The 19,448-nt window shown below is 60.9% G+C and carries 19 protein-coding genes; 10 read left to right on the forward strand and 9 right to left on the reverse strand.

The annotated features are described in order from the left end of the window. Nucleotides 1-78: 78 nt before the first annotated feature. Nucleotides 79-804, forward strand: a complete 726-nt coding sequence (locus ALTERO38_RS04655; protein ID WP_159967448.1) for an SIMPL domain-containing protein — start codon at nt 79-81, stop codon at nt 802-804. A gap of 169 nt (nt 805-973) precedes the next feature. On the opposite strand, the gene ALTERO38_RS04660 is transcribed toward ALTERO38_RS04655, so the two are convergent. The 4 genes from ALTERO38_RS04660 to ALTERO38_RS04675 form a co-directional block, all read right to left on the reverse strand. Beyond that, nucleotides 974-2,197, reverse strand: coding sequence for an MFS transporter (locus ALTERO38_RS04660; protein ID WP_159967449.1), 1,224 nt, complete (start codon nt 2,195-2,197; stop codon nt 974-976). Nucleotides 2,198-2,369: 172 nt separating this feature from the next. Then, nucleotides 2,370-3,101 carry an ABC transporter substrate-binding protein gene (locus ALTERO38_RS04665; protein WP_159967450.1) on the reverse strand — a complete coding sequence of 244 codons (732 nt, stop codon included), beginning with the start codon at nt 3,099-3,101 and terminating at the stop codon, nt 2,370-2,372. 177 nt (nt 3,102-3,278) lie between these two features. Further along, the gene (locus ALTERO38_RS04670) at nt 3,279-4,268 is read right to left on the reverse strand and encodes an aldo/keto reductase (protein WP_159967451.1); all 990 of its coding nucleotides are present in this window, start codon (nt 4,266-4,268) and stop codon (nt 3,279-3,281) included. A gap of 132 nt (nt 4,269-4,400) precedes the next feature. Continuing rightward, nucleotides 4,401-4,934 carry an ankyrin repeat domain-containing protein gene (locus ALTERO38_RS04675; RefSeq protein ID WP_159967452.1) on the reverse strand — a complete coding sequence of 178 codons (534 nt, stop codon included), beginning with the start codon at nt 4,932-4,934 and terminating at the stop codon, nt 4,401-4,403. A gap of 190 nt (nt 4,935-5,124) precedes the next feature. On the opposite strand from ALTERO38_RS04675, the gene ALTERO38_RS04680 reads away from it, so the two are divergent. After that, nucleotides 5,125-5,337: a DUF3820 family protein gene (locus tag ALTERO38_RS04680; RefSeq protein ID WP_102835996.1), complete on the forward strand. Its 213-nt coding sequence runs from the start codon at nt 5,125-5,127 to the stop codon at nt 5,335-5,337. Between the two features lies 1 nt (nt 5,338). Here the strand turns inward: ALTERO38_RS04680 and ALTERO38_RS04685 are convergent, their stop codons facing one another. Continuing rightward, on the reverse strand, nt 5,339-5,869 hold the full coding sequence (locus ALTERO38_RS04685) for a hypothetical protein (protein ID WP_159967453.1): 531 nt from the start codon (nt 5,867-5,869) through the stop codon (nt 5,339-5,341). A 25-nt stretch (nt 5,870-5,894) separates the two neighbouring features. Here ALTERO38_RS04685 and ALTERO38_RS04690 point away from each other — a divergent pair, with 25 nt between their 5' ends. The 4 genes from ALTERO38_RS04690 (at nt 5,895) to ALTERO38_RS04705 (ending at nt 10,016) form a co-directional block, all read left to right on the forward strand. Next, nucleotides 5,895-6,035, forward strand: coding sequence for a hypothetical protein (locus tag ALTERO38_RS04690; protein ID WP_159967454.1), 141 nt, complete (start codon nt 5,895-5,897; stop codon nt 6,033-6,035). Between the two features lie 105 nt (nt 6,036-6,140). Continuing rightward, nucleotides 6,141-7,262 (forward strand): beta-ketoacyl-ACP synthase III, encoded by a 1,122-nt coding sequence (locus ALTERO38_RS04695; protein ID WP_159967455.1) that lies wholly within the window; start codon nt 6,141-6,143, stop codon nt 7,260-7,262. Nucleotides 7,263-7,506: 244 nt separating this feature from the next. After that, a complete protein-coding gene (locus tag ALTERO38_RS04700) occupies nt 7,507-8,805 on the forward strand; it encodes an OprO/OprP family phosphate-selective porin (RefSeq protein WP_159967456.1) in 1,299 nt (432 codons plus the stop codon). Nucleotides 8,806-8,888: 83 nt separating this feature from the next. Next, nucleotides 8,889-10,016 carry a GNAT family N-acetyltransferase gene (locus ALTERO38_RS04705; protein ID WP_159967457.1) on the forward strand — a complete coding sequence of 376 codons (1,128 nt, stop codon included), beginning with the start codon at nt 8,889-8,891 and terminating at the stop codon, nt 10,014-10,016. Between the two features lies 1 nt (nt 10,017). Here the strand turns inward: ALTERO38_RS04705 and metR are convergent, their stop codons facing one another. Then, entirely contained in the window at nt 10,018-10,944 is a 927-nt protein-coding gene (gene metR, locus ALTERO38_RS04710; RefSeq protein ID WP_159967458.1) for a transcriptional regulator MetR, read from the reverse strand. 389 nt (nt 10,945-11,333) lie between these two features. Here metR and metE point away from each other — a divergent pair, with 389 nt between their 5' ends. Continuing rightward, nucleotides 11,334-13,634 carry a 5-methyltetrahydropteroyltriglutamate--homocysteine S-methyltransferase gene (gene metE, locus ALTERO38_RS04715; RefSeq protein WP_159967459.1) on the forward strand — a complete coding sequence of 767 codons (2,301 nt, stop codon included), beginning with the start codon at nt 11,334-11,336 and terminating at the stop codon, nt 13,632-13,634. Between the two features lie 129 nt (nt 13,635-13,763). Beyond that, nucleotides 13,764-14,234, forward strand: a complete 471-nt coding sequence (ybaK, locus tag ALTERO38_RS04720; protein ID WP_159967460.1) for a Cys-tRNA(Pro) deacylase — start codon at nt 13,764-13,766, stop codon at nt 14,232-14,234. Nucleotides 14,235-14,252: 18 nt separating this feature from the next. Here the strand turns inward: ybaK and mltF are convergent, their stop codons facing one another. Continuing rightward, nucleotides 14,253-15,713 (reverse strand): membrane-bound lytic murein transglycosylase MltF, encoded by a 1,461-nt coding sequence (gene mltF, locus ALTERO38_RS04725; RefSeq protein ID WP_159967461.1) that lies wholly within the window; start codon nt 15,711-15,713, stop codon nt 14,253-14,255. 266 nt (nt 15,714-15,979) lie between these two features. On the opposite strand from mltF, the gene ALTERO38_RS04730 reads away from it, so the two are divergent. After that, nucleotides 15,980-16,279: a GIY-YIG nuclease family protein gene (locus tag ALTERO38_RS04730; RefSeq protein WP_102835882.1), complete on the forward strand. Its 300-nt coding sequence runs from the start codon at nt 15,980-15,982 to the stop codon at nt 16,277-16,279. A gap of 66 nt (nt 16,280-16,345) precedes the next feature. After that, the gene (locus tag ALTERO38_RS04735; RefSeq protein WP_148926516.1) at nt 16,346-17,284 is read left to right on the forward strand and encodes a glutathione S-transferase family protein; all 939 of its coding nucleotides are present in this window, start codon (nt 16,346-16,348) and stop codon (nt 17,282-17,284) included. A 48-nt stretch (nt 17,285-17,332) separates the two neighbouring features. Here ALTERO38_RS04735 and ALTERO38_RS04740 read toward each other — a convergent pair whose 3' ends face one another. Both ALTERO38_RS04740 and yejK read right to left on the reverse strand, forming a co-directional pair. Continuing rightward, on the reverse strand, nt 17,333-18,130 hold the full coding sequence (locus ALTERO38_RS04740; RefSeq protein WP_073302376.1) for an undecaprenyl-diphosphate phosphatase: 798 nt from the start codon (nt 18,128-18,130) through the stop codon (nt 17,333-17,335). Between the two features lie 181 nt (nt 18,131-18,311). Continuing rightward, a complete protein-coding gene (gene yejK, locus ALTERO38_RS04745) occupies nt 18,312-19,319 on the reverse strand; it encodes a nucleoid-associated protein YejK (RefSeq protein ID WP_148926515.1) in 1,008 nt (335 codons plus the stop codon). Between the last annotated feature and the right edge of the window lie 129 nt (nt 19,320-19,448).

Genomic DNA, 19,448 nt, shown 5'->3' on the forward strand with positions numbered 1-19,448 from the left:
TGCGGCACGGGTGACTAGCGGCCATTGATTAGCGATGCGGAGTAGCATCAACGCTCCTACTGCTGATGGAGGTTCATCGTGACTACCGCACGTATCGGTTTGCTGCCCGCTTTATTGATCGCCGCCGCGGTGGCTTTTGCTGGTTGGTCTGTAGGGCAGGGGGTGGAGCGCTTTCGCATGGCGGATCGCTCGGTGACGGTCAAAGGGCTCGCGGAACGAGACGTGTCGAGTGATTTCGCCGTCTGGACACTGGGTTTTCGTCGTGCCGGCAACGATTTTGCCAGCGTTCAACAGAGCCTGTCCGAGGATCGCAATCGAGTCGTAGCATTCCTTCGCGAGCAGGGATTCACTGACGACGAGATCGAAGTGCGCCCGTTACAGGTTCAGGATCTGTTGGCGCGTGAGTGGGCCCCGCAGGAGATCGCCCTGCGTTTCAACGGCAGTGGGCAGGTGCTGGTGAAATCGCCGCGTGTCGAGGCGGTCGGTAAGGCCGCTAACGGCGTAGACCCGTTGATACAGGCCGGCATCCAGCTGGATACCGAACAGAACGGATTTAGCGGGCCGCGCTACCAGCTGCGAGGCTTCAACGACCTAAAACCGGCGCTGTTGGAAGATGCCACCCGCAACGCCCGCGAGCAGGCTGCCAAGTTCGCCGAAGATGCCGGTGCGCAGCTCGGCGAATTGAAGACTGCCAACCAGGGTGTAATCCGGGTGCTCGACGACGACGGCAGCGACATGGACTCCGGGCGCACGCCAGGCAAGCGTCTGCGTGTGGTCAGCACATTCGAATACGCGCTGCAGTAATTCGTCCGTTGCTGGGACGCCGGAGGACCTCCGCAGCTGCAGCAAAACTGATCTCATGTGGCGCGAGGCTCGATATCCGTTCGAACATGGAGCTTTATGCGGTTATTTTGGGTGGGTCAATCAACAGGCGTTTCGGTTGGCAAGTCCACTACTCTGTGAGGTCATTCCCTCAATCGCAGGCGGTGGCGGCTCCCCTTGTTTCTTCGCTTGGGTTGCTTGCAGTCCAGGCCCACCAAAACACCAGCAAGCCGACGGCAGCGGTAGCGGCGCCGATGTAGCCGGTCGAGGTCCAGCCAAGCCCGGCGCTGATCGCCAGCCCGCCGAGCCAGGGTCCGAGCGCGTTGGCAACGTTGAATGCCGAATGGTTGGATGCGGCTGCCAGGGTCTGGGCTTCACCGGCCACATCCATCAGGTGGGTCTGCAGCGGCGGACCGAGCGATACCATGGTGCCTACCGCAAACGCGGCTGGAAGGATCGTCCATAGCGAGTGCGAGGCGAGCGGGAACACCAGCAGCACCACAATGCTCCATAGCAGCAACCAAGCAATTGCCTTGAATCCCAACTTGTCGAACAGCCAGCCGCCAAAGATGTTGCCGATTATGCCGCCCAGGCCAAGTGCGGCCAGGCCTACCGGAATCCAGTGCTCGCCGACGCCGGTGACCTCCAGCAGGGTCGGCGCCAGGTAGCTGAATACGCAGAACATGCCGGCGAAACCGATCGAGCTGATGGCCAGCGCCAGCCACACGGGTTTGCGATTGAAATCACGCAGTTCACGCATGGGGTTGTTGCGCGGCTCACTGCGGTCGAGTGGTAGGAAGATTGCCACCAGCAACACCGTCAGCAGGGCGATGAGGCCCACCAGGCCGAAGGCCCAGCGCCAGCTGAGCCATTGCCCCAGCCAGGTGGCGGTTGGGTTGCCGATCAGCATCGCAATAGTCAGGCCGGCCAGCACGCGGCTGACCGCCTTGGCGCGTTGGTGGGGGGCCACCATTGAAGCGGCGACCAGCATGGCTACGCCGAAATAGGCGCCGTGGGGCAGCCCTGCAATAAAGCGAAAGACCATCAGCGTGTGGTAATCCGCCGCCATCGCGCTGGCGAAGTTGCCCAGTGCGAAGAAGGTCATCAGCAGCAACAGCAGATGCCGCCGAGACATTCGGGAACCGAGGATCGCCAGCAGCGGTGCTCCCACCACCACGCCCAGCGCATAGGCGCTGATTACGTGGCCCACCTGGGGTTCGCTGATTCCGAGCCCCTGCGCGACGTTGGGCATCAGGCCCATGATGGCGAATTCGCCAGTGCCGATGGCGAACCCGCCCATGGCCAGGGCCAGCTCGATCAGCAATATGGCGCGTGCCGAAAGCGTCGGCTTGCCTGTGGCGTTCACATGGTTCATCGGTGCCTCGACGGAATGATTCGAATAACGGACACGCGCCGCTCAAGTCGAGCGGCGCTGGGGTGTGTGGGGGTGGGCGAATAAGTAGGCAGTAATCACAGGTTGAAGTTCGTCACCAAGAGCGAGGATGCAAGCTTGTGACGCCCCAGTGTCGACGTGCTAGGCCGAGCCGCTACCGATACTTCGCCAGGATCGCGTTGAACTCACCGTCGTGTTGCATCTGCTGTATGGCAGCGAGAAGTTCGCGGGCCGGTACGTCCGGCTCATCGCGAACGATGCAGTGGATAGCAGACTCCCACAGCCGGTCGATAGCCTGCAGCTTGCGTTGTGCCGGTCTGTCACGATTGAACCAATCCAATGCTACCTGAGTGCTGATTGCATAACGATTACGTCCGGCGGCGAGCTTTTCCAACACCTGCTGCTCGGTTCGGGCATCGTCGCGGATCAAGGTGCCGTCTCGAAACGAAGCCTCTGCCTCCGGATAGTAGAAGCCGAGTACTGTGCCTATTCGTCGGCCGCGTAGGCTTGACAGTTTGGCTGGAGAAGTTTCAGGGCGAGCCACCAGAATGCTGCGCTGATTCATGAACGGCACGCTCCACCGATAAGTCGCGTGGTTTACCGCCAGCCAGGCCGGGTTCATATAACAGCTGACATCGACCGCGCCCTCGGCCAGTAGCGGTTGGATGCGCGCCCGCGACATCACCAGCTCCTCGGCTTTGCGCCCAACCCTTCCGGCGATGCGCCTGTGAAGGTCGTGAAGAATGCCGTCGACCGGCTGGCCGTTCTGCAAATCAATCATCGGCATGGTCGAGCTGTCGCTGACCGAAAACCGCAACGGCGGATCCGCAGCCTGCGCCCAGGCGGGATAGAACAGAAGGGACACAACAATGATCTTTGCGCGCACGGTTGGAGCGATCCTTCATCAGTGACTGACCTGTAGGGGCTAGTACATGTTCGCGAAGGCGCGGATTATCGCGATATCGTTCCGTTTCTGTCCATTTACCGCATGAATAATGCATAGCGGATCAACGCCGGTTCTGCCCGTGCCCGCCGTGCGGATTCAGGCAAAAATCCCCGTGCGTTACGCCTTACGGGTAGGCGGCGCCATGAATTCCGGCCCTACCGGGTCGGTAATGTGCTCGGCGAGCAATGCGTCGATATCCGTCAGATCCTGTGGGCTTAGCGACCATCCAAAGGCATCGTCGATGCCGTCCAGCTGGTCCGGCCGGCGTGCACCCCAAAGCGCAATGGTCGGGCCCTGGTCGAGTACCCATCGGATGGCGAGCGCCAGTACGGACTTGCCGTGACGTTCCTGTGCCAGCGCTCTCAATGCCTCGACTGCGGACAGGTACTGCTCGAAGCGCGGCGTCTTGAACTTGGGGTCCGACTTGCGAAGGTCGTCGCCATCAAAGGTAGTGCTGCTGGTCATCCGGCCGGAAAGCAGCCCGCGGCAAAGGGCGCCATAGCCGAGCACGACCAGGCCATTATCCCGAGCGTAGGGCAACACATCGGTTTCGATTGCGCGCTCGAACAGGTTGTACGGCGGTTGCACCGTGGCCAGGGGGGCGGCTACGCGAAATGCATCCATCTGCTCAGTGGAATAGTTGCTTACGCCGATCGCTAGAATTTTGCCTTCCTGGCGCAGCTTTTCTAGTTCGGCCGCGGTTTGCTCAATGGGGACCAGTGGGTCTGGCCAATGCACCTGGTACAGATCGATGCGGTCGGTGCGTAGCCGACGCAGCGAGTCTTCGACTTCCTGACGGATGCGCGCAGGCGTCGAATTGCGGCGCGGGCCGCCTTCGCTCCAGTCCAGCGCGACCTTGGTGGCGATCACTGCCTGGTCGCGCACGCCTTCAAGCGCCTTGCCGACGACCTCTTCGGAGTGACCGAAGCCATATACCGGCGCCGTGTCGATCAGGTTGATGCCGCGCTCCAGCGCACTGCGAATGGTGGTGACGGAGCGGTCATCATCCGCGCCGCCCCACATCCAGCCGCCGATGGCCCAGGTACCCAGGCCGATGCGCGATACGGGCGTGGCGATGCCCTCGATCAGTAATGTTTCGATGGTCATGAGTGCTCCTCTGCTAGATCGTGACGGCCAGTGCTACGGTTGGCCAGGCACGGTAACTGACAGCTGCAAGCGCCCGATGTGCGCTGCGTAGCGCCGAGGAGGGCTGCCGTCCAGAGCCTGCGCAGCTGAACCTCAGTTGCGGCCAGCGAGAGCTTCGGTTAGCAGTTCTGGAGTGTCCTGCGCACCCATGGACTGCGCAGCGGTCAGGGCCGTAACGCCGTTCATGTCGGCGCGTCTCGGGTCTGCTCCGCGCGCCAGCAGCAGCTCTACAATTTCGGCGCGATTGAACATGGCAGCCATCATCAGTGCGGTCTTGCCGTCGGATGTCGCGCTTTCGACGTCGGCGCCGTGGTCTAGCAGCAGGCGGGTCATCTCCAGGTTGCCCTTGAAGGCGGCGCCGGCCAGCGGGCTCTGGCCCTTGTCGTTGCGTAGCTGGGGATCGCCACCGTTTTCCAGCAGCACACGGGAGGCGTCCAGATGGCCGTGGTAGCTGGTGAGCATCAACAGACTGTCGCCGTTGTGGTTGCGAATGTTAGCCGGCAAGCCGCGACCGAGCAGGTCAGCCAGACGCTGAGCGTCGCCGGTACGGGCGCTTTCGAAAACCTGTTCTGCGAACGCCAGTGCGGCCTCGTCCAGTTCGGGCTTGGGGCTCGGTTGTTCCGTCATCTTGATCTCCTCGGCGTTATGGTTTTGGCGCAGCGGCGCGGGACGCGTCATTTCGTAAGCGATTGGCCGGTGGGGGAGGGCTGCGTTTCTATCCGACCGACAGGCCGCGCAAATGTGCGGAACGGGCCGAAAGCTGCACGGCCACAATGGCTATGGCAGTATCTGCGGCCCATCCGCCGGTAGCGCTGCAATGAAACCTGAAGACCTGGAACGCCTGGTGACCCAGACGATGCCGTACGGCAAATACAAGGGACGGCTGATTGCAGATCTGCCGGGCAACTACCTGAATTGGTTCGCCCGGGTCGGTTTTCCGCCCGGGGATCTCGGCCAGCTGTTGGCGCTGATGCAGGAGATCGACCACAACGGCCTGTCCGGCTTGCTCGAGCCGCTGCGCCGGCGCTGAGTCAGTCTTCGCTTTCTGCTTGCAGGGCCGCAAGTGCCGGGGCTGCATAGATGCCCACCTGCACAGCCAGCGCCATGACTCGCTCGAGATCGCAGGTGTAGACGAGCACCGCCTGCAGTTCGTCGTCCAGTGGCTCGCTGAAATCCACCAGCACATAGCCGCCTTTTTCCGGGTAGAGACTGCTGAGCTGGGTCTGGATACGGTTGAGTGCCTTGAGCGGCTCGGTTTTCGCCAGCTGCTTTGACTTGAGCACGAAATTCACATCCGGCCCGAATGACCCGACGATCTGCTCGAACAAAGCCTGATAATCGTCGGCCTGGAACAATACGGTGTCCGGCAGGCTGCCGACGATCATCCATTCGCCCAGCGGAATGGGGAAATCATCGTCGTAGATGATGTCCGGGTTCGCCTGCAGAAAAGCCTGGGGATCGGCATAGGCCTGAGCCGCTTCGTCGGCGAGCCGGTTGATCTCTTCTTCGCTCATGCAGCCTGAGCTGATCAGACGTATCAGTTCGGCGAGTGGCTCTTTCATCGGGGCGCAGTCCTGGAATGAGGGCGTGCAAGAATACCCGAAAGCCTGGAGCCAGCGGGCCACGGTGGACATTGCCGCTGTGTCGCAACCCTCGCTGCACATCGTCAACCTTTGTCTGCTTTTACGCGCTGAGCTGCAGATTCTGTTCGGTTTTCGTGCACAATAGCCGCCATATAAACAGACGCGGCATGAACGATCGCATCGGCGCTGGCCGGCTTCGCTCCTGTTCCGGCGCCCGACTATGATCAGCCAATATTCGAGAGGAACGACTGTGCATAACGTCGTCATCAGCGGTACCGGCCTTTACACCCCTGCCCAGAGCATTTCCAACGACGAGCTGGTTGAGTCTTTCAACACCTACTCGCGCCGTTTCAACGATGAGAACGCCGCGGCAATCGAAGCGGGTGAAGTACAGCCGATGCCGGAATCCAGCTCCGCGTTCATCGAAAAAGCGTCGGGCATCAAGAGCCGCTTCGTCACTGACAAGGCCGGCATCCTCGATCCGGATCGCATGGTTCCGCGCATTCCCGAGCGCAGCAACGACGAGTGGTCCATCCTCTGCGAGATGTCGGTCAAGGCCGCCCAGCAGGCGCTTGAGCGCGCAGGCAAAACCGCAGCCGACATTGATGGTGTGATCGTTGCCTGTTCGAACCTGCAGCGCGCCTATCCGGCCGTGGCCATCGAAGTGCAGGCTGCACTCGGTATCAAGGGGTTCGGCTTCGACATGAACGTGGCCTGTTCTTCGGCAACCTTCGGTATCCAGAATGCCGCCAACTCGGTTCAGTTGGGGCAGGCGCGCGCGGTACTGATGGTCAACCCGGAGATCTGCACCGGGCACATGAACTTCCGTGACCGGGACAGCCATTTCATCTTCGGCGACGCCTGCACGGCCGTTATCGTCGAGCGCGCCGATCAAGCCACTTCGCAGTATCAGTGGGACGTTGTCAGCACCAAGCTGGCGACCGAATACTCCAACAACATCCGCAACAATTTCGGCTTCCTCAACCGCACTGCCGAGGAATACATGACCAACCCGGACAAGCTGTTCGTTCAGGAAGGGCGCAAGGTATTCAAGGAAGTCTGCCCGATGGTGGCTGAGCTGATCGGTGAGCACCTGAAGGAAAATGAAATCGAGGTCGGCGAGGTCAAGCGCTTCTGGCTGCACCAGGCCAACCTCAACATGAACCACCTGATTGTGCGCAAGCTGCTTGGCCGCGACGCCAGCCCGGAAGAGGCGCCCGTCATCCTCGACACCTACGCCAATACCAGTTCGGCGGGTTCGGTAATTGCCTTTCACAAGCATCAGGATGATCTGCCGGCTGGCACCCTTGGCGTGCTCAGCTCGTTTGGTGCGGGCTATTCCATCGGTAGTGTGATTCTGCGCAAGCGCTGATTGGTGTTACCCCCTCAAGCAAAGGCGGACTTCGGTCCGCCTTTTTTGTGCCTGCCACTTGATGGAGAGATGAGCAAACGTAGTCTCGATAAGCCGCGATAAAGACGGCTTTTTTAAGTTCCCGTTGTCATAAAACCTTTATGGAAAAGCCACCTGGATGACACACGTGCTGGCCAAGATGCCGGCAACACAAAGAGCCACTAGCTGTGTGTTTTCCAACGCTAAACCAAAAGGGGAATTTTCGATGATCCGTAAGCACTTCGCCGGTTTCGCCGCCAGCGCCCTCGCTCTGGCCGTTTCCGCCCAGGCTTTCGCCGGTACCGTTACCACTGACGGCGCTGACATCGTAGTCAAGACCAAGGGTGGCCTGGAAGTCGCCACGACGGACAAGCAATTCAGCTTCAAGATCGGTGGCCGTCTGCAGGCCGACTACAGCACCTTCGACGGCTTCTACACCCAGAACGGTGACAATGCTGATGCGGCGTACTTCCGCCGCGCCTTCCTCGAAATCGGCGGTGTAGCCTTTGAGGATTGGAAATACCAGTTCAACTACGACTTCGCCCACAACGCCGGCAGCAGCGAAGACGGCTACTGGGACGAGGCGTCCATTCAGTATTCCGGCTTCAACCCGGTCAACATCAAGATGGGCCGTTTCGACCCTGACTTCGGTTTGGAAAAAGCCACCAGCTCAAAGTGGGTGACGGCTCAGGAGCGTAACGCCGCTTACGATCTGGTTGACTGGGCCAATGGTCACCAGAACGGTCTGGGTATCCAGGTAAACGGCACGGCAGGCTCGTCGCTGTACGGCTCGGTGGGCCTGCACGCCAAGGACCAGAACGACGTGGACGGTGAAAGCGTCAAGCAGGTCAACGTTCGCGGCGTATTTGCGCCGATGCACGAGGCGGGCAATGTGCTGCACCTGGGCGTGAACTTTGCCCAGCGCAACCTGGATGACACCGCTGTTGACGGGCGCATTCGCAGCCGCTTGGGCATGCGTGGCGTGAGCACCGCCGGTGGCAACGACGCCGGCACCAACGGCAACCGCCTGCTGCTGGGTGGCGCCAACAACGCACCGGCTGGTTCCTACGGGGACGACACCGCTTTTGGTCTGGAAGCCGCTTGGGCCATGGGCCCGCTGTCGGTACAGGGTGAGTACATCACACGCGAAATGGACTCCGATTCCGCTGCCTTTGAAGATGTGGAGGCGAAGGGTTACTACGCACAGGTCGCCTACACCCTGACCGGCGAAGCCCGCGGCTACAAGCTGGGCCGTTTCGACCAGCTGAAGCCTGCCAACAAGCAGATCGGTGCCTGGGAAGTCTTCTACCGTTACGACCACATCGAAGCTGAGGATGACAACGTCGGTCTGGTTGCAACGAACGACGTCGAAGGCAAGGTGCACAACCTGGGTTTGAACTGGTACGCCAATGACAACGTCAAGCTCAGCGGCTACTACGTCAAAGCCAAGGTCGACAATACCGAGAACGCCAACGGCGATGACGACGGTGATGGCCTGGTCTTCCGCGCTCAGTACGTGTTCTAACCGCTGATTCTCTTCTGGTGCCTGATTGAGCCTCGCTTCGGCGGGGCTTTTTTTCGTCTCGGTTACAGGCCAGACTGGCGCGCATGCCTATTCAAACCCTGTCCCGCCTTGCCGATATCGATCCCGCTCGCTGGGATGCCCTGCTTGGTAGAGATCCGCAGCCCTTCCTCCGGCATGCCTTTCTGTCCGCGTTAGAAGACAGCGGAAGTGTCGGTGGGCGCAGCGGCTGGCATCCCATGCATCAATTACTCAGCGATGCCCAGGGTGCGTTGGTAGCCGCGCTGCCGCTTTACCGCAAGGTCCATTCCAGTGGCGAATACGTCTTCGATTGGGCCTGGGCTGACGCCTGCCACCGTGCTGGAATCGACTACTACCCCAAGCTGCTCTGTGCGGTGCCCTTTTCACCGGTGACCGGCGCGCGCTTGCTGGGTGACTGTGTGGCGGGTGGTCAGTTGCTGGATCAGCTCTCCACCGGTTTGGCCGAAGGGGGCTATTCGAGCCTGCACGTGAACTTCACCGAGCCGGATGCTGATGCGGTCTTTGATAACCGGGATGGCTGGCTTGAGCGCATCGGTTGCCAGTTTCACTGGCACAACCGCGGCTACCGGGATTTCCAGGATTTCCTCGACGGCCTCACCTCACGCAAGCGCAAGCAGCTGCGCAAGGAGCGTGAGCAGGTGGCGGGGCAGGGGATTGAGTTCGAGTGGCGCGAGGGCCACCAGGTCAGCGAACAGGAGTGGGACTTCGTCTACGCCTGCTACGCCAATACCTACCACGTGCGTGGCCAGGCGCCGTATCTGACTCGGAAATTCTTCAGTCTGCTGGCCGAGCGGATGCCCGAGGCAATCCGCGTGGTACTTGCCCGACAGGGCGGACGACCGGTGGCCATGGCGTTCAGCCTGATCGGCGCTGTCGAGCTCTACGGTCGTTATTGGGGCAGCCTGGCGGAGTTCGATCGCCTGCACTTCGAAACCTGCTTTTACCAGGGGATCGATCAGGCGATCGCCGGCGGTTTGTCACGCTTCGATGCCGGCGCCCAGGGTGAACACAAGCTGATACGCGGCTTCGAGCCGGTGATCACCCGCTCCTGGCACTATCTGGTCCATCCGGGGTTGCGTGCTGCGGTCAGCGAGTTCCTTCAGCAGGAGCGGCTGGGCGTGATGCGCTATGCCGAGACAGCGCGCGATGCGCTGCCGTATCGGCAGGAATAAGCTATTTGGTCTTCGACGCGGCGCTGACCCCTTCCAGGGTCGAGAAGGATGTGTCCTTGGCGGTCAAAAGGAAATCGCGCATGAACGGCGAGTCCAGCATGTCAGCGCGGATACCCGCATAAAGGGTGGCATACAAACCTTTTTCGCCCAGGCGTTTGGCCGTGACATAGCCGCGCGTGCTGTATTCATGCAATGCCCAGTTCGGTACGCAGCATACGCCGCGACCGGAGGCCACCAGCTGCATCATCATCACGGTGAGTTCGGACGTCCGCACCTGCGCCGGTTCGACATCGGCCGGCTCGAGAAAGCGGGTGAAGATGTCCAGACGATCGCGTTCCACCGGATAGGTGATCAGGGTTTCGCTGGCCAGGTCTTCGGCGCGTACGAACGGGCGGGACGCGAGCACGTGCTGGTTGGCGACGGCGAGCAGCGCTTCGTAGGTGAACAACGGCACATAGGTGATGCCCGGCAGGTCGACTGGATCGGACGTCACCACCAGATCCAGATCACCTCGTGCCAAAGCCGGAAGCGGCGCGAAGGAAAACCCCGAGGCCAGGTCCAGCTCGACTTCCGGCCAGGCATCGCGGAACTGGTCGATGGTTGGCATCAGCCACTGGAAGCAGCTGTGGCATTCGATTGCCATGTGCAGGCGTCCTGCGGTGCCGCCAGCCAGCCGGGCCAGGTCCCGCTCGGCACTGCGCAGCTGCGGCAGCAAGCTGTCGGCCAGCTGCAACAGACGCAACCCGGCGCTGGTGAAACGCACCGGCCGCGTCTTACGGACAAACAGCTGCAAACCCAACCGTTCCTCCAGTTCCTTGAACTGATGGGACAGCGCCGACTGGGTCAGATGCAGCCGCTCGGCGGCCTCTACCAAACTGTCGGTTTCGCGCAGTGCATGAAGGGTCTTCAGGTGGCGGATTTCCAGCATGCTGGGGTCTTCCTGCTGTTTCGTTGGCGAGCCGGGGTTTTAACTAGGTGCTGAGGACGGGTGACTTGAGCCTTTCTCATCGTGGCGGCGAAGTGTGTCCCAGCGCGCCGACCCTTGTCGAGCCGGCATGTCGATAGTTGGCGTTTGAACGGTGCGCATGGACGAGTGTGCAAGCGGCGTCGCTATCAAACCCATCTCAAATTTCTTTCATTGTGGTCCAGGGTGCCGCGACGTACCGACTGCAGAATGCGGGTCTGTACGCCCTGGAAGAGCCGCACTAGCGAATAACATGAAAATATCTACTGATGATCAAGAAATGCGTGAGTTTGTTTCATCGCTGTCGGGCCATCACAATCCGCTCATCGAAAACGAACGAATTGGAGATCGTCATGGCTGTTGCGCATTCCCTGGGCTTCCCACGTGTTGGTGCCGACCGAGAATTGAAGAAGGCGCTCGAAGCGTACTGGAAGGGTGATCTCAGCGAGGCCGAGCTGCGCCAGGTCGGCAGTGAATTGCGAGCCGCCCATTGGCAGCTGCAGGCCAATGCCGGCATCGAACTGCTACCGGCTGGCGATTTTGCCTGGTACGACCAGGTTCTGACGCACTCCCTGATGTTTGGCGTTGTGCCTGAGCGCTTTCGTCCCGCCGATGGCCAGCCTACCTTGGATACCTTGTTCGCCATGGCGCGGGGCGTTACCCACGCATGCTGCGGTGGTGGCCAGGCGCAGGAGATGACCAAATGGTTCGATACCAACTATCACTATCTGGTCCCTGAATTCAGCGTCGATCAGACCTTCCAGTTGTCCTGGGAACAGCTGTTCGAAGAAGTCGAAGAGGCCAAAGCGCTGGGGCATGCGGTCAAGCCGGTGCTGATTGGGCCGCTGACGTATCTCTGGCTGGGCAAGGCCAAGGGTGAGGCGTTCGACAAGCTGGAGCTGCTCGAACGCCTGCTTCCAGTCTATGGAGAAGTGCTGGAGCGACTCGCTGCGCTGGGTGTCGAGTGGGTGCAGATCGACGAACCGATCCTGGTGCTCGACTTGCCTCAGGACTGGAAGAACGCCTTCGAACGAGCCTACAACCAGTTGCAGCGCGCGCCGTTGAAGAAACTGGTCGCGACCTATTTTGGTGGGCTGGAGGACAACCTCGGCTTGGCCGCAGTGTTGCCGGTCGATGGCTTGCATATCGATCTGGTGCGGGCACCGGACCAGTACCCGGTCATTCTGGATCGACTGCCCGCCTACAAAATCTTGTCTCTCGGCCTGGTCAATGGACGAAACGTATGGCGTTGCGATCTGGATAAAGCCTTGAACGTGCTCCGCCACGCTGCAGAACGGCTGGGTGAGCGGCTCTGGGTCGCGCCGTCCTGCTCGCTGCTGCACGCGCCGGTGGACCTTGCGCGCGAAGACCAACTGGACGCCGAACTGAAGAGCTGGCTGGCATTCGCCGTGCAGAAATGTGCCGAGGTCGCGGTGCTGGCGCGTGCGGTCAATCAGCCTGATGACGCCCTGGTACAGTCAGAGCTGCAGCAAAGCCGCGGGGTGCAGGCGAGCCGCGCACTGTCCAGCCGGATCCATAAACCCGAGGTACAAGCGCGGTTGGCCGCGATCAAGCCCAGACACAGCCAGCGGCAGTCAGGCTTTGAAAGCCGTATCGAAAAGCAGCGCGCCCGGCTGAATCTGCCGGCATTCCCCACGACCACCATTGGCTCGTTCCCGCAAACTCCGGCGATCCGCTTGGCGCGTCAGGCCTTCAAGCAGGGCAAGCTGGCGCTGACCGACTACACCGAGGCGATGCATGCCGAGATTCGCCACGCGGTCGCCGTCCAGGAGCAATTGGGACTGGACGTGCTGGTGCATGGCGAGGCCGAGCGCAACGACATGGTCGAGTACTTCGCCGAGCAACTGGATGGCTATGCCTTCACCCGTTTCGGCTGGGTGCAGAGCTACGGCTCGCGCTGTGTGAAACCAGCCGTGATCTACGGCGACCTGAGCCGCCCGACAGCGATGACGGTGGAATGGATTCGCTACGCTCAGCAGCAGACCAGCAAGGTCATGAAAGGCATGCTGACAGGCCCGGTGACCATGCTGATGTGGTCCTTCACTCGCGAGGATCTCAGCCGCGAGCAGCAGGCCCGGCAGCTGGCGCTGGCGATCCGTGACGAGGTCTGTGACCTGGAGGCGGCGGGCATCAAGATCGTCCAGATCGACGAAGCGGCTTTTCGCGAAGGCTTGCCGTTGCGCCGTTCCCAATGGGGGCACTACCTGGACTGGGCAGTTGATGCGTTCCGCCTGTGCGCCAGTGGAGTACGCGACGAAACCCAGATTCACACTCACATGTGCTACAGCGAGTTCAACGATGTGATCGAGGCGATCGCCGCCATGGACGCTGACGTCATCACCATCGAGACCTCGCGCTCGCAAATGGAGTTGCTGGAAGCATTTCGCGCCTTCGACTACCCCAACGACATCGGTCCCGGCGTGTACGACATCCACTCGCCACGGGTGCCAGACACAGCAGAGATGGTGCACCTGCTGCAGAAGGCCAGCGAGCGAATCCCGGCAGAGCGGCTCTGGGTCAACCCCGACTGCGGCCTGAAAACCCGCGGATGGGCGGAAACCGAAGCGGCGCTGGTCAACATGGTCGCGGCGGCTCGCCAGTTGCGGACCGCGAACCGGGCCAAGGTGGCCTGACCGCTAGTTTGAGGGTAGGTCCGGTCGGCCTAACGGCCGGTAGGTGCTGCAGTAGCTTCGGCCCGCACGCTGTGCGGGCCGTTGGGTTTTGGCTAATGTAGTGGCCTTTCCTCGACGAATCCTTTTGCCATGACGCCCGCTATCGATCTGCTGAAAAAGGCCAAGGCCGAGCACCGCATCCACAGTTACGAACATGACCCGAAATCGGCATCCTACGGCCTCGAGGCCGCGGAGAAGCTCGGTCTCGAGGCGGCGAGAGTGTTCAAGACGCTGCTCGCGTGCAGCGAAAAGAACGAGCTTCTTGTCGCTGTCGTGCCGGTTGCCGGCTCGCTTGATCTCAAGGCGCTGGCGCAGGCCGCCAAGGTCAAGAAGGTCGACATGGCCGATCCTATGGCAGCGCAACGTGCGACCGGTTATCTGGTAGGTGGCATCAGCCCGCTGGGCCAGAAGAAGCGGCTACGCACCTTCATCGACGTTTCGGCGCAAGCACAACCGAGCATCTATGTCAGCGCCGGACGACGAGGGTTGGAGGTGGAGTTGGCGGCTGATGTGTTGGCCGAGCACACCGCAGGCATCTTCGCACCGATCGGAAGGGGCTGAGGGGCAGGGCCGCAAGGATCAGAGCGGCGGAAGAATCTCACCGAGATCGGTGGAGTTGATGCCCGGAACGTGGATCTCGTTGTTGACCAGTTGCTGGCCTTCCATCTGTGGCTGGGTTACCCAGGTCAGGATGTCGTAGTAGCGGCGGATGTTGGCAACGAAATGCACCGGCTCGCCACCGCGCGCGTATCCATAGCGCGTCTTGGTGTACCACTGTTTCTGTGCCAGCCTTGGCAGCATCTGTTTCACGTCGAGCCACTTGTTCGGGTCCAGACCTTCGCTTTCGGCCAGTTTGCGCGCATCTTCCAGATGACCGCCGCCGACGTTGTAAGCCGCCAGCGCGAACCAGGTGCGGTCCGGCTCCTTGATGCTGTCAGGCAGATTGGCATGAACCCGGGCGATGTATTTGCCACCGCCCTGAATGCTTTGAACCGGGTCGAGCCGATTGTTTACACCCATGGCCTTGGCCGTGTTGAGCGTCAGCATCATCAAGCCGCGTACGCCGGTTTTCGAGGTGGCTTCGGGCTGCCAGTGAGACTCCTGATAGCCGATGGCGGCGAGCAGACGCCAGTCGACGCCGTGTTCCTTGGCCGTTTCGCGAAACACCTTTTCATAGCGCGGTAGACGTTGCTGCAGGTGCTTGGCAAAGGCATAGGCGCCAACGTAGCCGAGCACGTCGACGTGACCGTAATAGCGTTCACGCAGGCGCTGCAGGGTTCCGTTCTCCTGCGCCTGGGTGAGGAACTGGTTGGCTGCTTCAAGCACGCTGTTGTCTTCGCCCTTGCCAACGATCCAAGCCAGGCTGCTCTGCTCGCCAAGATCGAAAGCCGCTCGGGCATTGGTGAAGTACACCTGATTCAGTGCCAGTTCATTGGACTCGACCAGCGTCAGGTCCACCTGGCCCTCATCGACCATGCGCAGCAGGTCGACCACTTCTACGGCATCCGATTCTTCGTAGCGCAGATCGGGGAGTTCGCTCTGCAAAGCCTTGAGCTTTTCCGCCTGACTGCTGCCCTTGAGCACCAGAATACGTTTGCCAACCAGGTCTTCGGGTTGGGTCGGACGGCGCTGCCCTCGGCGATAGACCACCTGAGTGGTGACGTCCAGGTAGGGTTGGGTGAAGCGCGCCAGGTCCTTGCGCCCATCGCTGGCCACCAGACCAGCGGCGGCCAGTGTTGGGCCGCCAGGCCGGTTCAGGCGGGTGAAGATGTCTTCGATGCTGTCGGCGGTTTCGATCTGCAATTTGACGCCGAGATGGCTGGCAAAGCGCTTGACCAGCTCATACTCGAAACCGGCTTCGCCGTTGCGATCTTGGAAATAGGTGGACGGGCTGTTGCGGGTGATCACGCGCAGTACACCTTCCTCCTTTATTCGCTCAAGCGCGCTGGGCGGTTCAGCGCAGCTGCTGAGCATCAGGAAGAGTCCGGCCGCCAGCAACCAGGAGGCGCAGCGTTTGCGGAATGCAGTGTGGGCAAACATCGTCGCAGTATACGCAAAGGCGAACCGCCACCATATCTCGACAGGATCGACGGACTTTGCTAAGCGAAGCGACACTTCTCGAAGCTAGCGGCTTGGCTGCTGGTCGCACGCATACGCAAACTGTGTCGGAACATTGCTGCAGCGTTCAAACGCGATGAAGTCGAGACGACAAGCGGTGCGCTTGCGGATGTTCGTTTCGCTAGAGCGGCCTTGTCCTGACGGGTTTTGCGCAGGAGAATCCAACCGTCTTTTCAAGAGCCTGCTGCATGAGCACCGCTGCTATCAAACCCTGGTTCGTCTATCTGGTACGCGCCGCCAACGGCTCGCTCTATTGCGGGATAAGTGACGACGCACGGCGCCGCTTCGCGGCTCATCAGGGGGGGCGAGGAGCGCGGTTCTTTCACTCCAGCCCCGCGGTGGCGCTGGTCTATGTCGAAAGGCTTGGCAGCAAGGGCGATGCACTTCGGCGTGAGCGCGCCATCAAACAAATGAAGAAACCCGCCAAAGAGGCACTGGTCTCTGCTCAGTCCGGTAGCGATCCGGTGAATGTCCAGGCAATCAGCTGAACGGGTAGGCTGCCTCCGTTGGCGCGAGTAAGCTGCCGGTCTACCTAACGACTGGCGGAGCCTGCAATGCACGAAGTGATCCTGCACCACTATCCAACCTCGCCTTTTGCCGAAAAAGCGCGACTGATGCTGGGTTTCAAGCAGCTTTCCTGGCGCTCGGTGCAAATTCCTCCGGTGATGCCAAAACCGGATCTGACCGCGCTGACAGGTGGCTATCGGCGGACGCCGGTGCTGCAGATTGGCGCTGACATCTATTGCGACACCGCATTGATTGCACGTCGTCTGGAAGCCGAGAAAGCTACACCTGCGCTGTTTCCGGAAGGACAGGAGTTCGTCGCGGCTACGCTGGCCCAGTGGGCTGACTCGGTGCTATTTCTGCATGCCGTGAGCCTGGTGTTCCAGCCCGAGTCGATGGCGATGCGTTTCGCTCAAGTGCCCAAGGCGTTCATCGAGGTGTTCAGCAAGGACCGCGCTGCGTTGTTCAGCAGCGGCTCGGCGGCTCGGGTTCCACTGGAGCAGGCGAAGAACCATTGGCCGGTCCTGATGGCGCGCCTGCAACAGCAACTGGCGCGTGGTAACGGAGAGTTTCTGCTTGGCAGCGCACCCTGCGTGGCTGATTTCTCCGTCGCCCATTGCCTCTGGTTCCTCAAGGGCACACCGGTGACGGCGCCGCTGATTGACGCCTATCCGGACGTAGCAGCCTGGCTGGGTAAAGTGCTGGCCGTGGGGCATGGCTCGCTGTCCGAGCTGTCAGCCGAGGACGCCGTCGCTATCGCCCGCGAGGCAACGCCGGCCGATCTTCCGGATGAGCCATTCTCTGAACCCAACGGGTTCGAAGCAGGCCAGGCCGTGACCATCTCCGCAGTGGACTACGGCACCGATCCGGTCGAGGGTGAGCTGGTCTTCGCTGGCGTGGAAGAGTTGATTCTGCGACGTGAGGATGAGCGTGCTGGCGTCGTGCATGTGCACTTCCCGCGCATGGGTTATCGCATCGACGCGCGTTGATGTATCGGGCCCGCGCACATGCGTTGCGCGGGCCTCCATTGACGCTCGTCAGAGCGCGATGAACAGCAGTGTCACGCCCAGCAGCAGGCGATAGATCACGAAAGGCAGCATGCCCAGCGCGTCGAGCGCCTTGAGGAACAGCTTGATGCAAAGGAAAGCGGCTACGAACGACAGTGCTGCCCCGATGAAAATGTCATTCCACGGCGCAGCTTCACCTGACTGAGCCAGTTCGACCGCTTTCAGTCCGCCTGCGGCGAGAATCAGCGGTATCGACAGCAGAAAGGAGAAGCGTGCAGCAGTCTGCCGGGTGAAGCCGAGCAACAGGGCCGCAGTCATGGTGATACCCGAGCGCGATGTACCGGGAATCAGTGCCAGCGCCTGGGCAAAGCCGATGATCAGTGCGCTTTTCCAGGTCAGCTGGTCCATTTCGGCGACACGTCGGCCTTTGACGTCGGCGTACCACAGCAGCAGGCCAAAGATGATGGTCGTTGCCGCAATGAACAGCATCGAACGGGTGTACTGCTCGATATAGTCTTCCAGCAGCAAGCCGATGATTCCGGCTGGCAGGGTGCCAATGATAATCGCCCAACCCAGACGGCTTTCGGCACTGACCTGCCGACGGAACACATGCGCCAGCCAGCCGCGGGTGGTCGCGATCACTTCGTGACGGAAGCAGATCAATACGGCGAGCAATGTGCCGACGTGCACCGCAACGTCGAATGCCTGGCCCTGGTCGGGCCATCCAAGCACTTGCGAAGGAAGGATCAGGTGGGCGGAAGAGGAAATCGGGAGAAATTCGGTAATGCCCTGCACCAGGGACAGAATAATCAGGTGAAGCCAATCCATTGTGATTCCTTAGCCGTTACGGATAGAGCGGGGTTTGCGGCAGCGATAAGCAGCCATCTGACTGGCAGATGGCCGTTTCATTCCAGCGGGAAGGCAGATTTTCGTAGCGAGTGTGCCTTGCGCGGGCCTTGGCCCAGAGCCTCAGCAGCCTCCACCTGAATAGGCGTCGCTGCCCGGCGCCTTATCCCTTGCGGCGCTTGAGTTGATCGGTCAGCTGCGTCGGCAGGTTGCGAATGATCAACATGTCGCGGGCTTCGTCGTACTCGACTTTCGAGCCCAGCAGATGTGATTCGAAGCTGATCGACAGCCCCTCGGCACGCCCGGTGAACCGCTGAAACTGGTTCAGGGTGCGCTTGTCAGCGGGAATCTCCGGCGAAAGGCCATAGTCCTTGTTGCGGATGTGGTCGTAGAAGGCGCGTGGCCGCTCCTCGTCGATGACGCCGGACAATTCCTCCAGTGACATCGGTTCGCCGATCTTGGCCTGACTGCTGGCGTAACCCACCAGTGCGCTGGTTTTCTCACGAGCCTTTTCATCGGGGAGGTCTTCGCTCTCGACGTAATCGCTGAAGGCCTTGAGCAGCGTGCGCGTTTCGCCCGGGCCGTCGACGCCTTCCTGGCAACCGATGAAGTCGCGGAAGTACTCGGACACCTTCTTGCCGTTCTTGCCCTTGATGAAGGAGATGTACTGCCTGGACTGCTTGTTGTTCTTCCACTCGGAGATGTTGATGCGTGTCGCCAAATGCAGTTGGCCCAGGTCGAGGTGTCTGGCTTCGGCTACATCCAGTGCGTCGGTCACGGTCACGCCATTGCTGTGATGCAGCAGAGCGATGGCCAGGTAATCGGTCATACCTTGCTGGTAGTGAGCGAACAGCACGTGGCCGCCGGTTGACAGGTTGGACTCTTCCATCAGCTTCTGCAGATGTTCAACCGCCTGGCGGCTGAACGCGGTGAAGTCCTGATTGCCTTCCATGTACTGCGCGAGCCAGCCGCTGACGGGGTAGGCACCGGATTCCTCATGGAAGAAGCCCCAGGCCTTGCCCTGCTTGGCGTTGTAGCTCTCGTTGAGATCGGCCAGCAGGTTCTCGATGGCCTGAGAATCGCCCAGCTCCGAGTCGCGGGCATGGAGAACGGCAGGCGTGCCGTCCGGCTTTTTTTCGATCAGGTGAACGATGCAGTGGCGAATCGGCATGGGGTACTCGCGTCGGGAAAGGCAGACAGGCGGCAGTTTACCCGAGCAAACCCGCCACTCGTCGTTCACTGAGTAAAAAGGGGAGGTGGATGACGGGGTGGTTGCAGGTAAGATGAATCCCCCTCGATT

The sequence above is a fragment of the Pseudomonas sp. 9Ag genome (assembly GCF_902506445.1).
GTDB classification, from domain to species: Bacteria; Pseudomonadota; Gammaproteobacteria; order Pseudomonadales; family Pseudomonadaceae; genus Stutzerimonas; species Stutzerimonas stutzeri_AB.